The following is a 16093-nucleotide window of genomic DNA, read 5'->3' as shown; positions in this document are numbered from 1 at the left end:
CCGACTAAAAATGCTTGACAGAACATAAGTTCCCTATTGTTATATGAAGTTCAATCTATTATAATAATAAATATACAGATGACAAACAAATATAAACAATAAATATAATGAAAATGCGGAGTGTGATATCATGGCAGTGGCTATGGATCGAATTATGAATAAAGAAGTTAAACGACTTGATATGTGGAATGCTAATTTAGGAAGAAATAAAGGTAGTGTACAAAGCGGAGAAAGACCAGTAGTTGTTTTGGGGAATGATAAAGGAAATAAATTTAGTCCAGTGGTTATTGTGGCTCCAGTTACAAGCAAAGTAAAAAAGCCAATGCCAACTCATGTTAGAGTAGAGGCAAATGAGATTGAACTTTATGACGACAGTATTATTCTATTAGAGCAGATAATGACAATATCCAAAGATCAATTAGAGTTTAAAATTGCTACTCTTCCAGAAAAATTTCAACAGCCAATAAGTAAAGCATTGTCAATATCTTTACAAATGTAATCTATTACTTATGTAGTTTAATTAGCTCGTTTAAATTGGTAATATTTAATGCCTCACATATAGAAGCTAAATTACTTAAAGGGATTTGTTTGACCTTATTATTACATAAATCATTAATAGTAGAATGTCTAATTCCTGTTAGCCTAGACAGCTCTCTTTTAGATATATCTTTTGAAGCAAGAATTTGCTCTAGCGTGATCTCAAACCACCAATTAGTATTAGAACTTGACATGTAAAAAGTCTCCTTTTATAATAATAGAAGTAAGGTGGAACGAAAATCGTTCCAATATTTTTGCATAGCAAAAGACTCCCAAAACAATGGGAGTATTCATGAATCTTCATTTTAACATGTTAATTATCGTAGTAACAGAGGGGCTTAGTTTGTATGAAGAGGTATTGTTTAATGAAGTTGGTAAAATATGATTCAAATTCGAAGCTAGAGACGTGGAAGTTTTTAGGCATTGGAACAAACAAACCTCATGAACTAAACAATTTCATGTTTAATGGTTATAGAATTTATGATAATGAGAACAATACAATAATAAAAACTAATTTAAATCTAAAACAATGGATTAAAGATAATGAGAAGCCTCAAGTATTATGAGGCTTTTTTTGCTATATAAACGTTTTGCAATAGCAATAAAATTGTAGTAAATTAGTTATCAGAAGTTAAGTAATAGTTTTTTAGTGAGATTTAATTGTTAAAATATTATGAAGCAATAATAAAGATATATTGTTATCCCTTTAGATAATGTATTATATTTATGCTTATATGCTATAATGAATCTAAAGGAGAGTGTACATAAGTATGCAAATTGATCGAAAAGAGATTGAAATAAGAATAATTAAAAGCCTAAATTTAGTTAAGAAATCAAGAAAATCATTAAATGAATTAAATGTATTTCTTTCTGAATTAAATGTGCCTTATGGAATGGTTGAGTCTATACTAGCTAATGAGGAAATAATTTCGGAAGTGGATATTCCACTACTTGTAGGTATCTCTATTGCAGTATATAAGTTAACTAAAGATAGAGATTTACATACAGAGACCTTGTTTGGAGACAGAGAAGTTAGAGATGCTTTGGATATTCTTGGTCAAACAATAAGTGAAAAGATATACCTGCCTATCCCGCTAAATGATGTTATAAAAATAAAGTACGACAGTTTTGTAACAAAGATTTCAATAAAAGAATTAGTAAAAATGTTTGAAAGTCAGCTAATAATTTACGACTATGAAACTCAACGTGGTGCTAAATATAAGACAAATGCTTCTGGTGGTATAGTCAAAACGCCAATAGTAAATAAAGCCAGTGTAAAGCGCATTTCTAAAAAAATGGCTGATAATGATTATTTAGAAGATATGATAGTATTAAACGTATACTCAACTGAGATAGAACCAGTAACCTATCATGAAGAAACTAGAACATTGACTATAAATGATGGTGCTATTATATCTATTTTGGATGGATTCCATCGTCTTCAGGGAGCCTTGGCTGCTCTAGAGATCAATCCGAATGCTGACTTAGTTGAAATACTATCTGTGAGAACTTATGATCATGAGACAGCTCAAAAATTCTTTGGGCAAATAAACACAATTAATGTTCTTAAGACAGAAAGAAGAAAAGAGCTTGCTCAAGAAAGAATGTCAGATAAAGTGGTAGCTAACCTACAAAGAAAATCTGAAATAGGTAAACGAATAGCATCGTCATCTCAAGTTAGTATACCAGCAGGAGAGCTTACGACTTTTGATATCCTTTCATATACTATAGATAAAGTTTTTCCACTAAAAATACAGTTTGATGTTTTAGAGACTAGCGACTATTTGGTTGATTTTTTCGCATACCTTGTGGGGAAATATCCAGATGAATTCTCCTTAAAAGCTAAAGAAAGTACTAACTCTGTAATGAGACACCCTTTAATGTTTATAGGATACATTGTGCTGTCTAAATATATGCAAGAACAAGATATTAATCTTAGAGATTTAAATAAAATGATTAACCAGATCGATTTTGATGATGAAAAACTGATAGGTATGTTGAGTACTAAGGGCATAAGAGGAAATAATTTAGCGCGCAATAACTTGATAAGTTATTTTGAATCTATTTTTAGAGGTGTAAAATAAAATGAACAAGATATATTATGAGGAGTTCTACAATCCTAATCAAAAGAGCAGGTACTTAAAAGATCAAATTGAATCAACAAAAAAAGCATATAGCAGAGTATTGTTGAGAGCTGCAAAAATAGAAAACAAACTTGGAAAAGACCTATATGACTTTAATTTAGATGAAATAAAACAGTTATTGTTTATTCTAAAGGCTACTAAACTTAGTACTGTAATGCATTCAGGCAATATTATTCAAAATTATATAAGATGGGCTATTGAACAGGATCTTCGTACTGACAACATAAATCCACTTGATGCAGTTGCGTCTGGAGAATTTTATAAACAATTTTTGGACACGAGTGAGCAAACACTCTTTAGTTACACTGAAATTAAGAAAGATGTTGTTGACGAATGTATAAATTATCAAGATAAAGCGGTAATACTTGGTCTATACGAAGGAATCTATGGTAGACAATATAGTGAGCTTTTAACATTAAAAATGAAATTCTTTGAGGAAATAAATGATGATCCAGATCACTACAATGTTCGCTTGATTAATGAAACTGTTGATGGAAACAAAGAAAGAACTCTGAAGGTTACATCTGACTTGTACAATATAATGCGAATAGCAAATGACGAGGATATATACTTTAAGAATAATGGCCTTGACTTTGAAGGAATGAGAAACAACAAAAATTATCTAGTCAAGACTGACTATATAATAAGAGCTGCCGAAAACGCACGCACAAAATCTTCTGGTAATACTCCATCTGCTCCAGCGCTAATAAACAGAAGGATAGCCAGGATTGCTGAAATGTACCAGTTACCAATGTTAACTGCGACGAACATACGAAACAGTGGGATGCTAAAGTTGGCTAGTGAGTTGTATTATGAAAATGACAAAAAGTTGGGTAAGGAAGACTATGAGCAAGTGTTGAGGCAATATAATGTAGGCATAGGTAAAAATGGTGAAATCTCGTATGGAAGACTAAAGGCAGATTTTTTAAACATTGAAAATATAGAGAAGTTTTATGGAGAAGAATAAGGTTAATCCTTTATTCTTCTTTTTTTTATAAAAGTGTTTGACTTATTAATAAATGCATGTTATTCTTAGTTTATCAAATACATATATTTATTCTTAAACAGTGGGAGACAAGATGAAATGAAAAACGATCTGATTTATGCACTAATGTCTTTATTAGATGGTATTACAATTTTTATGTTCGCCTTTGGTTGTTTTAAAGTGAGTTTTCGAGATTATTGGAAGGAAATATTAGTCACAAACGTAGTTATCTCAATAGGCACTTTTTACATGAAGTCCAATGAAGCAATATCAAGTTTTATTCCCATCATATGTTTTCTGTTACTGGCTATATCACTTACATTTTACTTTCGGATAAGACCTTGGAGTAGTGTTAAGTTAGCAATTTACGGATTCGGAGCACAATTTGTTTCTCAAATGATAATAGCCATTTTAATCATGGTGGCCTCTGGATCAGGCTATACTTATACTCTTGAAAATTTCGGGATGTACATTCAATTGATAGGCGATGGTTTTCTAATAGCTCTAACGTTAATTTTGCAAAAAAGAAGAATTTGGTACACCACACTACCATATGATTATACGTTTAAAATTAAACTCAATAAAACAAATATTATCAGTTGTACTCTGGGTCTGTTGGCAGTAGTGATATTATACAATGTAAAGCAAATTGAGAATGTATACCTAGGACTGTTATTCTGGTTAATATGTCTAATCAATATTATATTCATTGATGTTGTTAAGGAAAAGAGTGAGTTGGCATGATAGATAATTATGTAAACAATATTTCACGAAAATTAGTTGATCGCTTTCCGACTGAATTGCCGCCATATGGGATCACCAGATACGGAATAAAGTTTATTGTTTCAAATATCTTACCTATCATGTTATTGTTACTTGTGGGTTTGATGTTTAACATTTATAATAATGTTTTAATCAGTATTCTGTCATTTTCTGCGCTGCGGCTTTCTTCTGGAGGATATCACAGCAAATACCCTGAGATATGTTTGATTTACTCAAGCATACTGATATTGACAATTGCGACATTCGGAAATTTATTTGAAGGTATAGAATGGATATTTTCTATAGCAGCTTTAATATTGGTGACAATCTTCGCACCATCAAATATTGAGAACCAAACAAAGATTCTTAGTAAATATTTTATATACTTAAAGTACATAGCAATTCTTACGGTACTAGTGGGAGCTTTAATAAGAGACCCCATTATCAGTTGTTCGATGTTTGCTCAAAGTCTCCTTTTGATTCGCTTGAAAGGAGGTGATAGGAATGAATAAAATTAAAATGATGAAATTTGGTATGACTGCATTTGGATTTTTGCTGACAGCTATTGCTGTAGCTGGCGTTAATACTGCAAGCTGGACATTGATTCACAATGAGCCAGTACCTGAAGAATTAAAATAATAACAATGCCCTCTGCACTAAAATGTGGAGGGCAGATTTATCAAAAGAGGTGTAATAGAATGGATCACATTATTGTCCAGAGGAAAGAGGGAAAAAAAATAAATGATGAAGCCGAATGGTTAAAGATTGTTGATATCAAATCTTCAAGTAAAGAGTTGATCAATGGCAAAAAGGAATATAAGACTGTTTTTCATACTGATGGGGGAGATTTCATTTATTGTACAAGCAATGATGCAATCATGCATTTGATGCACAAGCATCATGGATTAGTCGTTGTAGATCGTGGTAGAATGGGTAACTTATATCATGCAGAACATATTGACTATGAAAAAGGTAAGATGTTTTTTGATGTACAGGCGAACGATTACATAGAGATCATAGGAGATTCCCGAAAGAGTGTTGTAAAAGAGTATTTTAAGAAGTTATTTGGCAAGAAGTGATATCAACCTATAAGGAATAAAAATACGTAATAAAATATGTTGCCAAATGGTATATATACTTTGACTAACTCATAAATTGTTGTATAATTAGGAATACGAACACAAGTTCTATAAATGTTCTATTCGACACTTATCGACATTAAGATGGCTAACTTTCCAATATTATCTACTTGTCAAGCATTTTTAGTCGGGGGGTTAAAGTGTTTGTCAAGTGCTAAAAGATGGATTAAAATAAATACATAAGATAAATCACACCCAGTATTCATCATAAGATACGAGAGGAAATGAAAATATGAAAAACACCTTGAATATTGATAAGAAGTCGATAGGACTTATTACTATAGCTAATTTCTTTTTTCAAGACTATCGAAACAACGAAGAATTTGTACGACAGTGCAGCGGTATGAATGGGAAGCAAATTAACAGTTGGCTTATGCAGTATAGATTTCAGAAGATCTCAGAAACGCGCTACAGGTCGCAAAATGAGTTTGTAGAAGCCTACAATGTAAACCCGCCTATGGCATTGGAGCGCCTATTTCAAGAGCGCATCAATAGTGATAAGTTAAGCAAACTGAATTGCATTGATCCAATTACTATATATACTTATCACATCAAAGACCCAAATGTTAAATTTAATAGTTTTACTGGGTATTTTCTGTAGCCGGATCACCCGGCAACAAAATAAGAATAAAAATACATATTTACAAAATGATAATGTATGCATATAATGGATATATGAGGTGCTTAACACGAAAAAAGCTGATGAAGTAATAGTTTCATCAAGAAATTTTGCTTGAAAAGTGAAGCATGCGAGAGTATATGAAAGAATGACGGAGAATAAAATAACACGCTAAGCGTGATTATATAGAGGCAGCAAGTTTACTCTGAAAAGGTGGTGAAACATATGACGAGCAGATTGAGAAGTCCTCCGATGTAACTGAATTAGCCAAAGAGACATCAATCCAAAAATACATATACACAAAGGGAGATAAAATTAATTAATGGCAGATTACAAAATTAAACTCAACAATAATCATGGTGGAAAAGAATTTAATAGTGGATTTCATTTCGTTGGTAAAGTAAAACCGATCAAAGAAAAAGATAAGAATACAGATAATTGGGAAGACATTCCGTTCTATTCAACTGAAGAAGATGGGAAAAAGAAGGTATTCCAATTTATTATTGAAACTGCAATGAGTAATGAACTAAAGGTTAAAATTACAGGCAAAGAGAAGCCATTTGCATATCCATATAGCAGACAACATGGCAAGTCTGCAAAAGTAGAATGGAATAAAAGATTCAATAAAGAAGCTTATCCAGATAATACATATCATCTCATTGAGCCTGAATGGGATAGAATTGAAAAGTTTAAAGAGATCGTAGAGAAAGATTGTTGGGTGGAAGTTAAGGGGAAATATATCCCATACGAGTTTGAAGCTGAAGACGGGAAAGTAATTAAAGGAATCTCAAGACAAATCAGCTTTATCAATCCAGTTAACGATGAAGGTAAAGTAATTATCGATGGAGAAGTCAAAGAGATTAAAGTCGACAAAAACACCATTAACTATGTTTGTGATTTCCAATCACCTGACTTTATTGAAGTAAATCGATTTAATATGCAGATTGGTATCAATACCACATATCAAGATAGTGAAACTGGTGATACAAAAGTAAACGCAGTTGTCCTAACAAATGGTATGGATAGATCTGAACCAAAAGATGTTGAATTGATGGTCTATCAGAAGAAAGTAGAGCAAGGAATCTCTATGGCTGATGCATTCGCCTCTCTGAATACATATGATTTCATCGAAGTAATTGGACAGGATAATAACCGGGCGACATTTGCTTATGTAGATGTTGTGGAGGAAATTGCATCAGATGACCCGTTTAGCCAAGTTGACAGTAGCGAAAAAGTGACCCGGCAAGAACGTGTGACTAATGGAGATAAAAAAGGTTTAGAGGTACTGAGCTATGTTCAAGGTAGTATTATGCGTGAATTGCTAACCGAAGAGGAATTCAGAAAAGCAGCAGCATCAACCAACGATGACCCATTTAACAACACAAACAAATCAGATGACCCGTTTAGCCAAGTTGAGAGCGATCCATTTGCAACTGATAAGAGCGATGATCCATTTGCTTAATTGGTAATTGAGATATGGAGTGTCTTATGGCACTCCTAAACAACTAATTTAAAATAAAAAAAATAATATCAGGGAGAGATGTTTAATTTATGGGATTGAGAGACGCAGTAATTAACAATGTACCAAAGGTAGCTTTACATGGAATTCGTTCGCTTATAGTAGGAAATTATAAGTCGGGTAAAACACGACTTTGGAAAGAAGTAACCGAACTTCATTACGACAATCCTGATGACTACATGTTACTATCATTTGAAAAAGGTTGGGAAACATGGAGTTTGAAGAACGTTGTCCCTATTCATGCTAAAGGTAAAACTCCAGCAGATCAATGGGAATATTTCCGAAGTACAGTTGTAAAGGATCTTGTTGAGGAAGCAAGTACAAATAAAATTGTTAAACTTCTTGGCGTAGATACGGCTGATAAAGCTATGGCAGCAGCAGAAGAGTGGGTAATTAGAGACTTCAACAAGAGAAATGGGTCAAGATATACTTCTCTTAAAGAAATTAGTGATAAAACCTCTGATAATGGATACACACTTCTTACGGCAGAAATGAATAAACAATTCGATACATTAGAAAATTCGGGCTACGGAACGATGTCTCTCGCATGGTCTAAAGAGAGAGAAACTACTCTTCGCAATGGCAACAAATTTACATCTATTGATATGATGATGTCTGCTACTGGTAAAAAGGTGTTCGAGTCTCAGGCTAGTCTGATTTGTACGCTATATAACGATACCGTGATTTTGGACAAAGATGGAAATGAATTGGATGAAAATATCAAAGACAAAAAAGGTAAGGATAAAGCTAGTGCTTTCCATGAGACTCAGGTCATGATGCTGTTCCGTCCGAATGAATTTGTGTCCATTGGTGGTGGTCGCTATGTAAACCTACCATCCGAGCCCGTTCCTTATAGTTCTAAAGAGTTTATGCGAATCTATGAGGAGGCTGTAAAAGGCCAAATGGATGCTGAGTCAAGAAAGAATATTGTGAAGATTGAGGAAGAACAAGAAACAGTTCAGGAACAAAAAGCACAAGAATTTGCTGAAAACGAGGAAGCAAAAGCTTCAGCCGACGACTTAATCAACGCCATTCAAACAGAGGTTGATCGTTTCAGTTCTAATGATAAAACCGAAAAGATTGTGCCAAAATTTAAAGATATCCTTGGTGTTCCTAATTTCAGAACAATTACTGATACAGAGAAGCTTCAAGAAGCGCTTGATTTCGTAAAATCAATCTAATACATAGAGTTTGTGAAAGACAGATTTCATAAAGAATAGATGTCTATATGTAGATTATAACAAACTATATAGATCTACATATAGACGATAGGAGAGAATATGACCGTTAATATTGATTCTTATAAAGATGATATTGGTGAGTTAATGGAGCTTCTTGTGAACCTTAGAAAGTCAGGTCAGGCGGAGGACTATAAAACGGTGGTTGATAGTATTGGGCTAATTGTGAGTTTAATTGTGTCTAGTACTAAAAATCCTGAATTAATTAAATATAAAGAATTTTTCGATAAATTAAACCAATCTATCGAGTCAGAAATTACAGGTATTCAGAGTGAGACAAAAGAGGATATTAAAATCGGTAACATGAAAAACTATCAAAGTAAATTACGGTTAATCAAACGACTGATGAGTGTGAAGTCCAGTTTACCACTTTGCATGAAGATCGATGTAATTCAAAGTTTACCCGGATCAATAAGCGAAGAGACAAAAAAATAAATGAATAGAATTGCCGAGAGCATTAAAAATGGTACATTGTCCATCTGATCAAGTGTTCAAATGATATTTTAAGGAGGTGAAAAATATGAAATATTATCAATATTCAAAGGGATCTGAAACAGGCTATCAGGGATGGATTGAAAATGAAAACGGTGAAGCCATTGCTTTCATTAAAGATAATGGTGTTGTCATCACGCAGTGGTAAATCAATAATACATACGGCCTCACTTGAGATAGTGGGGCTTTACTATAATCAAATATCAGGAAGGTGATACGTTGGAAGTACTCCTATCTCTATTGTTGGCACTGTCCATTGGTCAGGCAGGATTAGAAAGTGCCAATCAAGCACGAGAAGCGAAAAACACGACTAAGATTGAGAGTGTTAAAAAAGTTGATAAGTCCGTTGAGGTTAAGAAAGTTGTTCAAAAGGAAGTCAAGCAAGTTAAAGCAACTGCAAGTAAAAATAGCAATGATGAGAATGATTGGATGTACTTTGAATTAACTGCATATACCAATCATGAAAATAGCACAGGGAAAAGTAAAGGTGATCCCGACTATGGTATCACAGCAAGTGGAGCTAAAACAGAAGAGGGTGTCACAATAGCTGCTGACTGGCGAGTGCTCCCTAAAGGAACTCGTGTTTACATAGATGGAGTAGGCGAAAGAACCGTCCTCGATAAAGGTGGCGCGATTAAGGGGCAAAAAATCGACGTGTACTTTGAGAGCGAAGAGGAAGCTCTGGAATTCGGACGAAAGAAGCACGTAAAAGTAAGAATTATTGAGTAGTAGAGGATGAATACATATGAAGAAGAAAATATTCTGCATTATGGCTTACTCAGGAGCTGGTAAGACTGAGATTGTAAAAGAACTTGAAAAAGACGGATATAAAATCTTGCAGTCCTATACCACAAGACCACAACGTCATAAGAATGAGTGGGGACACACATTTTGTAACGATGAAGAGTATGGGAAGTATAAAGCAAAAGATGAGATTGCCGCGTATTCTCAAATCCAAGGATACCATTACTTCGCAACGAAGAAACAACTCTTGAATTCGGATATTTACGTTGTTGACCCTGTGGGTATTAAGGATTTAAAAGAGCGCATGAAGGATGTTGAATTTGTAGTAATTTATCTGAAAGTCGATAAAGAGACACGCATGAAACGTATGCAAAAACGTGGTGACGATGTACTTAGAATTCTGTCTCGTATCAATACTGACGGAATTAAGTTTAGTAAGAAGCGTTATGACTATCAGGTTCCCAACTATGATTTTGACAAAGCAGTTAAAATTATCAGAAACATCATCAAAGTTGAATCGAAACTTTAGATGAATAGGCTTAAAACAGTTAAATACATAAGTGAAACCTCTGTGGATGAGATGGTCAAACAGATCGTCTCTAAGCAGAGTGACATTATTAAAGTAATTGATTCAGCAAAAGCAAGTAGAACTGAATACGGACTCAAGGTGCAAGAGTTAATTGAACGCCTTGAGTCACAGTAAAAGCTGTATTTCATCGGAAATATAAATTCATATAACAAGGAGAGATCGAATGAGTAAATTTAAAGCATTCATTAAAAAAGTAGCAAGTAAATTTAGTACACCAGTTAAACCGTTGGCAGCGGAAGTATTTAAGGAAGACAAGTTTAAAATGGACATTGAAGGCAATGTGAAGGCCAATAAATTACATGTAAGTTGGTATGGAGATCAGGTTGCTAAAGCCGAGACATGGTCATCTGGAGAAGTTGAAGGTCTTCCTCCACAAGAGCCACAGTTTCTAATCTGGAACAATCAGAAAACTAGTGAAATTTTGAACCAAGTAGAAGCAGATAAATTAACAAAATTGAAAAAAAAGACAAAGAACAAACGAATTAAAAAGAAATTACAGAAACGGATCGATACATATGGAAAAAATTCAATCACACGCAATTAAAGATATATGGAGAGTCAGAGAAGGTTTGCTTTTAGAAGTACATAAGTTTAAAACACTTGGTCATTGCTGGATCAGATCTAAGAAAAGCGTTAAGCAGAATAGAGGATGTAAAGGTTTAACAGAGCTTAAAGAAGATTATTGCGACAGCTACACCAAAAAGACTTTTCCAAAAGGCACATTGATCTATAACACTGTTCCAGTTGAACCAGAGATGAACAAGGACAACTTCAAGTTCGAGATTAAATCAAGTGGTGGCTCAATTTTTGGAAAGAATGCTGAAGAAATAAAAAAGATATTGAACGACATTGAGAAAGTAATTAATACATACGAATAAGCGAAATAGTTTCCATAGGGGGTAGCTAAGTATAAAAGTTCTTGAATGCTCGTCTAAAGGCGATAAACGTTATTCAGCATTTTATGCAAAGGTTAGGGCTTGGGAAAGATATGATTCAATAGAAAACCACTATCAACTGAGTAAAAGGTTTGGTGAATCTAAACCTTCTAACTGGAAGGATGCAAAAGGCAAGGAACCTACACACATGCGAATTGAACGGAAGACAATATGAATTAAGATTACTATCTCAATGGTATAAGATGTTGTGGGTTAACTACTTGGACAATAATCCAGAGCTTGTAGAATATGCGAAACAATTTGATGAATTCAATGACATCTTCAAAGGTAAAAGCTTGAATTGTCAGGCAGATGTAGTAAGACAATACATAAAAGTAGGTAGACAGTCTTTAGTGGATGATTATCAGGAATTGATGGATTTGTTCAAGAGTAAATAAAACATAGAAAGAAGGACTTATAAGTGGGAGTAGATTATTATACATGCAATAGCTGTGAGGATACATTTCCTGACTGTGGAAGCTACACTGGTTGTGAATGTGGTATGCACTGGTGTTGTGATGAATGTGCTGACACAGAGGGTTATCGAGAAGAGGAAGATGGATTCACTCCAGAGGGTAGCACTTGGGAACAAGGGACGAGCTGCAACTACTGTCGGAAAGAAGATTTTTCAGATTGTAATTTACTTGAATTTGCGATTACATTGCTCAGTATGACCCGTGAGGAATTGATTGGGAAGTATAAGGAATCTAAGAGTCAGTGAAATAAAGAATTTATTTAGAATCAAATAAGAAGAAACAAATAATTAAAGGAGAGTATTCAAATAAAAAATATTAAACTCGATAATGGGAATAAGATCAAGGTTTTTGAGAAAAAAGACTTACGAAATAAATTAGGTTTTAATGAAAAAGAAATCAAGATTGTAATGAAATACCAAAAAGATTTTCCTGAGCTTCTACAGGAACACACTGAGAAAAATTTTGTTATTGATAATCGGATTCTTTGGGAGCATCTTGGGAAACCATATGATAAATACAACCATTGGTTCAATAGAAAGGTTAGAAAGCAGGGGTGGACTGAGAACGTTGATTATATTACAAGGTGGAAAAAAATCCACCTTGTAAATGATGGATTTAAAGAACTGGAGAATCAATATTTTACTGTAGAATCTGCTAAGCACATTGCTTTATCAGAAAATAGTGCAAAAGGAAAAGAAGTTCGTTCGTATTTTATCCTATTGGAACGAGCAGTTCGCGATATGGAAAAATGGATACTAGTACGTAATCCAGAAAAAGAAGGATACAAACAACTATGTGAAGCAGTAAATAGTAATTACAAGTTAACTCATAATGGGAAAGAAGCGAATATTTTTGTCTATAGCAATGAAGCCGATATGATTAATGAGTGTCTTTTAGGAGCGAAAGCTAAGCAAATAAGATTATTTTTAGAAATAGAGGATGATAAAACAAGAGACAATTTGACAATTCAGATCAATCAAACTTTGTATGAACTACAACTTGTGGATATTGCATTGATTATAGGTCAAATAGACTTTAAACAACGCAAAAGTATGCTAGAAAACTTATGTAATACAAAATATAAGCATATCTCTTTAGCGGCAACGGAACTAGAGCAAGTTGTGTAGTTGAATAAAATTGATATTTGATCAAGAAAGGAGAGATGACATGAGTATGAATGCTACACATGTTAGCACAATGATATTTTCTGATGATCAATCAAAGGCAGAAGCGAAGATGAATGAGCTAGTCAGATTCTTACCTGAGATATCCATTGTGAAAAGAGAAAATGATCGTATTAAAACAACTGTAGGAACATTTAAGGCTAAAAAGTACTTTGAGGGTTGCAGGGGATATAGATATCAAGAAGTTTACATTGACAAGTCTTTGTCTGTAGTTTCAGATGCGGTTAATTATATTTTAACTATGTTGAGATCACCAGACTTTTATGGAGAACATGATGATAGTTATAACTGGAAAGAACATGTCCATTTCTTCTAGTAGGGGGAGTATAAAGGGGGTGAAACTGCTGAACAAGATTGTAGTCCGAGACTACCATTACAGTTGCTCTGATGGTTGCTGTAGCGAATGGGGAACAGAGTTAATTGTCAATGAAAAGTTAGTTGGTACATTTACAGATGTTGATGAGGATGTTGTAAGGAATTTACTTGAGGCGTTGAACGTAGAGTTTGAACTCGAATACATATACGATCATCAAGATTAGATGAAATCGATCATTTACTGAGAAAAGGAGTGTATGAATGAACGAGGATTTAAAGTTTCTAAAAGAGCTGCAAACAGAATTAAATACTCAAGAGAATGACTGTCAAGCAGCGCCACGTTTCTGGACGATCATGGATTATAAAAAGTCACCCGGAAATGAAGATTATGATAGTGGAGAACTACAGTATTACTTCAACGATGGTGATCATGTAGTATTTGAAGACTTTAACCACCTAAAAGAGTTCATTGAGGAACACTATGAGGAAGACATAGATGATGAGTTGAGATGGCATTTAAACAATGAAGATATTGAATATCTCTGGCAATACATAACAAACAATTTGAATGAGGATGGATATTTTGATTCGGTATTTGTGAAAGAAGAAGATTTTATTGCTCCAAATACAATGTTTCTGACTAAAGCAGAAGCAAAACGACATCTTGAGTTAAACCATTACCATTACACAAGTAAGGCACATACATATGCAATGACAGCGTGGAGAGCTCCAAAAGTAGAAAGACTGTTAAAGATTTTAAGTGAGTTAGATTTTGATTCGTTAATAGAAAATAACACTGCTACTCATAAGAAGGGAGAGTGAAAATATGAATGAAATAACACAAGAATACATAGATGACTCTATTAAAAAGGCCAATGGTATTTATGATGAGATTGTTGGAAAGGCAAAATCAAATGGTGTTATCTATGTTGAATGGGTGATGAGAACTTTCTCTGTTAATTGGTATGGAGCAAGTTATGTGATTGAACGAATGGAAGATGAAGGTCTATGTGGTTCTTGGCAAAAAGAAGGATACCGAAAGATGTTTTAGTAAAATCAGCATTTTAAAAAGAGCCCGTTAAGGCTCTCCTAATTAAATAATATGTACATGTTTCTAAAGCATTCTAATTAAAGCGGGTAAAGTAGAAATTACTACGAAAGCAATTAATGCTAAAGGGATTGCGCTAATAGTAATGGCAGCTACAGCCAGCCCTTTCAACTCAAGTGAATTTCTTGACTTCCAACCAAGAATCATTGCACCTAAGTTGAAGAACAAAGTGATAAGGAATGGCCTAAACATAAACTCGTCTGCTTTAGCTGTTCCGTATAATACCCAAATTAAAGTTATTACACCCAACAAACTGAAAATGAATGATACTACCGCTTTGTTTGTTTGATCTTTTTCTTTGGGAACACGCTTATTGTTAACTCTAGACAAACTACTCATACTTTCCTCCTATTAATCATGTAAATTTATAGGATAAATATACCATGTAGTTCGGAGGATGTATATAAAATGAAACTTTGATCAGGAAAGGTGACTAAGATATTGATCGATAAATGCATTAAGTGTGATGGCGAAATTTATGAGTCAGAATCTTTAAGTAGATGTTTGAGATGTAGAAGAGCAACTGAAAAGGAAGTACCTGCCGAGGAATACTATAAACAGAAAATTAAAATAGGATTTGTTGTTAAAGAGAAAGTTTAATAAGGGAGTTGATGTTGGTTGAGTTTTACTGCTATTGAGCGTGAGACAGTTTGTGTTTGTAATGACGAAACTAATGAGTGGGAAGTCTATAGTTGTTCTTCCAAAGTAATTACAAAGATTAAGAAAGCGGGATTGGAATTGTTGCGGGTCGATGAGCATGGAGGACATTATTTCAAAGGCGATTATGGACAGGTGTCATTCCGGGCTAAGAGTAGTGGTCGAGTATGGACTGAGGAGCAGAAACAAGCTGCTGCTGAACGGCTTAAAGAAGCTAGATCTAAGAAAGGAGAATAGATGAAAAAAGAGACTCAAGAACGAACAGAGACGCAGAGGGATAAGATTGTATCTGCATTAAAACGTGCAGGAGATTCAGGAGCAACCAACGTAGAACTAAATAAGATTGCTTTACGATACAATGCACGTATTCAAGAGTTATATGTACGTGGATACAAAATACATAGTGAAGAATTAGATGGTGGAGTTACAAAATACATATTGAAATCAGAACCAACAGAACCATTTAAGAAGCCAGATAAAGCAGTAGACATTTTAATTGAAGATATTGAGAGTAAATATAATGGAAACATTAGCGCGCGCGAATTGAACGAGTATTTAGATACACAAGGCTTCACAGTTAGACGGAAGATTGGATCGTATTGTTAAATTTCACGAAATGAGAATTTCAATTAGAAAAGGAGAACGATAAA

General features: G+C 34.0%; 25 protein-coding genes. 23 read left to right on the top strand and 2 right to left on the bottom strand.

Features of this window, described 5'->3' with window-relative positions; genetic code table 11:
• Positions 1–130 precede the first annotated feature (130 nt).
• Positions 131–499, top strand: coding sequence for a type II toxin-antitoxin system PemK/MazF family toxin (locus tag CS562_RS14335; protein ID WP_240321279.1), 369 nt, complete (start codon positions 131–133; stop codon positions 497–499).
• Between the two features lie 4 nt (positions 500–503).
• Here CS562_RS14335 and CS562_RS14330 read toward each other — a convergent pair whose 3' ends face one another.
• Positions 504–731: a helix-turn-helix domain-containing protein gene (locus CS562_RS14330; protein WP_063562995.1), complete on the bottom strand. Its 228-nt coding sequence runs from the start codon at positions 729–731 to the stop codon at positions 504–506.
• A 576-nt stretch (positions 732–1307) separates the two neighbouring features.
• Here CS562_RS14330 and CS562_RS14320 point away from each other — a divergent pair.
• The 20 genes from CS562_RS14320 to CS562_RS14225 all read left to right on the top strand — a co-directional run bounded on the left by CS562_RS14320 (position 1308) and on the right by CS562_RS14225 (position 14729).
• A complete protein-coding gene (locus CS562_RS14320) occupies positions 1308–2621 on the top strand; it encodes a DNA sulfur modification protein DndB (RefSeq protein ID WP_099856574.1) in 1314 nt (437 codons plus the stop codon).
• 1 nt (position 2622) lies between these two features.
• On the top strand, positions 2623–3648 hold the full coding sequence (locus tag CS562_RS14315; RefSeq protein ID WP_099856571.1) for a phage lytic cycle repressor MrpR family protein: 1026 nt from the start codon (positions 2623–2625) through the stop codon (positions 3646–3648).
• Positions 3649–3765: 117 nt separating this feature from the next.
• A complete protein-coding gene (locus CS562_RS14310; RefSeq protein WP_063562991.1) occupies positions 3766–4410 on the top strand; it encodes a hypothetical protein in 645 nt (214 codons plus the stop codon).
• On the top strand, positions 4407–4940 hold the full coding sequence (locus CS562_RS33830; RefSeq protein WP_099856568.1) for an accessory gene regulator B family protein: 534 nt from the start codon (positions 4407–4409) through the stop codon (positions 4938–4940). The genes CS562_RS14310 and CS562_RS33830 overlap by 4 nt, the downstream gene beginning before the upstream one ends.
• Positions 4933–5067 (top strand): cyclic lactone autoinducer peptide, encoded by a 135-nt coding sequence (locus tag CS562_RS14300; protein ID WP_095205922.1) that lies wholly within the window; start codon positions 4933–4935, stop codon positions 5065–5067. The genes CS562_RS33830 and CS562_RS14300 overlap by 8 nt, the downstream gene beginning before the upstream one ends.
• 59 nt (positions 5068–5126) lie before the next feature.
• Complete coding sequence (locus CS562_RS14295) at positions 5127–5507, top strand: hypothetical protein (RefSeq protein ID WP_099856566.1); 381 nt, start codon at positions 5127–5129, stop codon at positions 5505–5507.
• A gap of 292 nt (positions 5508–5799) precedes the next feature.
• Positions 5800–6168, top strand: coding sequence for a hypothetical protein (locus CS562_RS14290; protein ID WP_063562988.1), 369 nt, complete (start codon positions 5800–5802; stop codon positions 6166–6168).
• 340 nt (positions 6169–6508) lie between these two features.
• Complete coding sequence (locus CS562_RS14285; protein ID WP_099856564.1) at positions 6509–7648, top strand: hypothetical protein; 1140 nt, start codon at positions 6509–6511, stop codon at positions 7646–7648.
• An 89-nt stretch (positions 7649–7737) separates the two neighbouring features.
• On the top strand, positions 7738–8886 hold the full coding sequence (locus tag CS562_RS14280; RefSeq protein WP_099856562.1) for an AAA family ATPase: 1149 nt from the start codon (positions 7738–7740) through the stop codon (positions 8884–8886).
• Between the two features lie 99 nt (positions 8887–8985).
• Positions 8986–9378 (top strand): hypothetical protein, encoded by a 393-nt coding sequence (locus CS562_RS14275; RefSeq protein ID WP_099856560.1) that lies wholly within the window; start codon positions 8986–8988, stop codon positions 9376–9378.
• Between the two features lie 276 nt (positions 9379–9654).
• Positions 9655–10164, top strand: coding sequence for a 3D domain-containing protein (locus CS562_RS33440; RefSeq protein ID WP_257219488.1), 510 nt, complete (start codon positions 9655–9657; stop codon positions 10162–10164).
• 16 nt (positions 10165–10180) lie between these two features.
• Positions 10181–10708 carry an AAA family ATPase gene (locus tag CS562_RS14265; protein ID WP_099856558.1) on the top strand — a complete coding sequence of 176 codons (528 nt, stop codon included), beginning with the start codon at positions 10181–10183 and terminating at the stop codon, positions 10706–10708.
• Positions 10709–10931: 223 nt separating this feature from the next.
• Positions 10932–11312, top strand: a complete 381-nt coding sequence (locus tag CS562_RS14260; RefSeq protein ID WP_099856555.1) for a hypothetical protein — start codon at positions 10932–10934, stop codon at positions 11310–11312.
• Positions 11284–11646 carry a hypothetical protein gene (locus tag CS562_RS14255; RefSeq protein WP_125477282.1) on the top strand — a complete coding sequence of 121 codons (363 nt, stop codon included), beginning with the start codon at positions 11284–11286 and terminating at the stop codon, positions 11644–11646. Before CS562_RS14260 ends, CS562_RS14255 begins: the two co-directional genes overlap by 29 nt.
• A gap of 179 nt (positions 11647–11825) precedes the next feature.
• A complete protein-coding gene (locus tag CS562_RS33825; RefSeq protein ID WP_099856551.1) occupies positions 11826–12101 on the top strand; it encodes a DarT1-associated NADAR antitoxin family protein in 276 nt (91 codons plus the stop codon).
• Between the two features lie 485 nt (positions 12102–12586).
• Positions 12587–13306, top strand: coding sequence for an antA/AntB antirepressor family protein (locus CS562_RS14245; RefSeq protein ID WP_099856549.1), 720 nt, complete (start codon positions 12587–12589; stop codon positions 13304–13306).
• A gap of 40 nt (positions 13307–13346) precedes the next feature.
• The gene (locus CS562_RS14240; protein WP_099856547.1) at positions 13347–13679 is read left to right on the top strand and encodes a hypothetical protein; all 333 of its coding nucleotides are present in this window, start codon (positions 13347–13349) and stop codon (positions 13677–13679) included.
• Positions 13680–13698: 19 nt separating this feature from the next.
• Positions 13699–13902: a hypothetical protein gene (locus CS562_RS14235; RefSeq protein ID WP_099856545.1), complete on the top strand. Its 204-nt coding sequence runs from the start codon at positions 13699–13701 to the stop codon at positions 13900–13902.
• Positions 13903–13939: 37 nt separating this feature from the next.
• Positions 13940–14500: a hypothetical protein gene (locus CS562_RS14230; RefSeq protein WP_099856543.1), complete on the top strand. Its 561-nt coding sequence runs from the start codon at positions 13940–13942 to the stop codon at positions 14498–14500.
• Positions 14501–14504: 4 nt separating this feature from the next.
• On the top strand, positions 14505–14729 hold the full coding sequence (locus CS562_RS14225) for a hypothetical protein (RefSeq protein ID WP_099856541.1): 225 nt from the start codon (positions 14505–14507) through the stop codon (positions 14727–14729).
• A 63-nt stretch (positions 14730–14792) separates the two neighbouring features.
• Here CS562_RS14225 and CS562_RS14220 read toward each other — a convergent pair whose 3' ends face one another.
• Positions 14793–15125, bottom strand: coding sequence for a hypothetical protein (locus CS562_RS14220; protein ID WP_099856539.1), 333 nt, complete (start codon positions 15123–15125; stop codon positions 14793–14795).
• A gap of 279 nt (positions 15126–15404) precedes the next feature.
• On the opposite strand from CS562_RS14220, the gene CS562_RS14215 reads away from it, so the two are divergent.
• Together CS562_RS14215 and CS562_RS14210 are read left to right on the top strand one after the other, a co-directional pair.
• On the top strand, positions 15405–15680 hold the full coding sequence (locus tag CS562_RS14215; protein WP_099856537.1) for a hypothetical protein: 276 nt from the start codon (positions 15405–15407) through the stop codon (positions 15678–15680).
• The gene (locus CS562_RS14210) at positions 15681–16049 is read left to right on the top strand and encodes a hypothetical protein (protein WP_099856535.1); all 369 of its coding nucleotides are present in this window, start codon (positions 15681–15683) and stop codon (positions 16047–16049) included.
• The last annotated feature ends 44 nt before the right edge of the window (positions 16050–16093 follow it).

Origin of the sequence: Paenibacillus sp. LK1, from assembly GCF_002750415.1 — a bacterium.
Taxonomy (GTDB): Bacteria; Bacillota; Bacilli; order Paenibacillales; family Paenibacillaceae; genus Paenibacillus; species Paenibacillus taichungensis.
Note: the sequence above shows the minus strand (reverse complement) of the source record. Positions and strands in the feature narration are given on the sequence as shown.

Bases quoted from the DNA above. Each gene is read 5' to 3' on its own strand.
- CS562_RS14335 (WP_240321279.1), top strand. From the start codon at position 131: ATGGCAGTGGCTATGGATCGAATTATGAATAAAGAAGTTAAACGACTT.
- CS562_RS14330 (WP_063562995.1), bottom strand. From the start codon at position 731: ATGTCAAGTTCTAATACTAATTGGTGGTTTGAGATCACGCTAGAGCAA.
- CS562_RS14320 (WP_099856574.1), top strand. From the start codon at position 1,308: ATGCAAATTGATCGAAAAGAGATTGAAATAAGAATAATTAAAAGCCTA.
- CS562_RS14315 (WP_099856571.1), top strand. From the start codon at position 2,623: ATGAACAAGATATATTATGAGGAGTTCTACAATCCTAATCAAAAGAGC.
- CS562_RS14310 (WP_063562991.1), top strand. From the start codon at position 3,766: ATGAAAAACGATCTGATTTATGCACTAATGTCTTTATTAGATGGTATT.
- CS562_RS33830 (WP_099856568.1), top strand. From the start codon at position 4,407: ATGATAGATAATTATGTAAACAATATTTCACGAAAATTAGTTGATCGC.
- CS562_RS14300 (WP_095205922.1), top strand. From the start codon at position 4,933: ATGAATAAAATTAAAATGATGAAATTTGGTATGACTGCATTTGGATTT.
- CS562_RS14295 (WP_099856566.1), top strand. From the start codon at position 5,127: ATGGATCACATTATTGTCCAGAGGAAAGAGGGAAAAAAAATAAATGAT.
- CS562_RS14290 (WP_063562988.1), top strand. From the start codon at position 5,800: ATGAAAAACACCTTGAATATTGATAAGAAGTCGATAGGACTTATTACT.
- CS562_RS14285 (WP_099856564.1), top strand. From the start codon at position 6,509: ATGGCAGATTACAAAATTAAACTCAACAATAATCATGGTGGAAAAGAA.
- CS562_RS14280 (WP_099856562.1), top strand. From the start codon at position 7,738: ATGGGATTGAGAGACGCAGTAATTAACAATGTACCAAAGGTAGCTTTA.
- CS562_RS14275 (WP_099856560.1), top strand. From the start codon at position 8,986: ATGACCGTTAATATTGATTCTTATAAAGATGATATTGGTGAGTTAATG.
- CS562_RS14265 (WP_099856558.1), top strand. From the start codon at position 10,181: ATGAAGAAGAAAATATTCTGCATTATGGCTTACTCAGGAGCTGGTAAG.
- CS562_RS14260 (WP_099856555.1), top strand. From the start codon at position 10,932: ATGAGTAAATTTAAAGCATTCATTAAAAAAGTAGCAAGTAAATTTAGT.
- CS562_RS14255 (WP_125477282.1), top strand. From the start codon at position 11,284: ATGGAAAAAATTCAATCACACGCAATTAAAGATATATGGAGAGTCAGA.
- CS562_RS33825 (WP_099856551.1), top strand. From the start codon at position 11,826: ATGCAAAAGGCAAGGAACCTACACACATGCGAATTGAACGGAAGACAA.
- CS562_RS14245 (WP_099856549.1), top strand. From the start codon at position 12,587: ATGAAATACCAAAAAGATTTTCCTGAGCTTCTACAGGAACACACTGAG.
- CS562_RS14240 (WP_099856547.1), top strand. From the start codon at position 13,347: ATGAGTATGAATGCTACACATGTTAGCACAATGATATTTTCTGATGAT.
- CS562_RS14230 (WP_099856543.1), top strand. From the start codon at position 13,940: ATGAACGAGGATTTAAAGTTTCTAAAAGAGCTGCAAACAGAATTAAAT.
- CS562_RS14225 (WP_099856541.1), top strand. From the start codon at position 14,505: ATGAATGAAATAACACAAGAATACATAGATGACTCTATTAAAAAGGCC.
- CS562_RS14220 (WP_099856539.1), bottom strand. From the start codon at position 15,125: ATGAGTAGTTTGTCTAGAGTTAACAATAAGCGTGTTCCCAAAGAAAAA.
- CS562_RS14210 (WP_099856535.1), top strand. From the start codon at position 15,681: ATGAAAAAAGAGACTCAAGAACGAACAGAGACGCAGAGGGATAAGATT.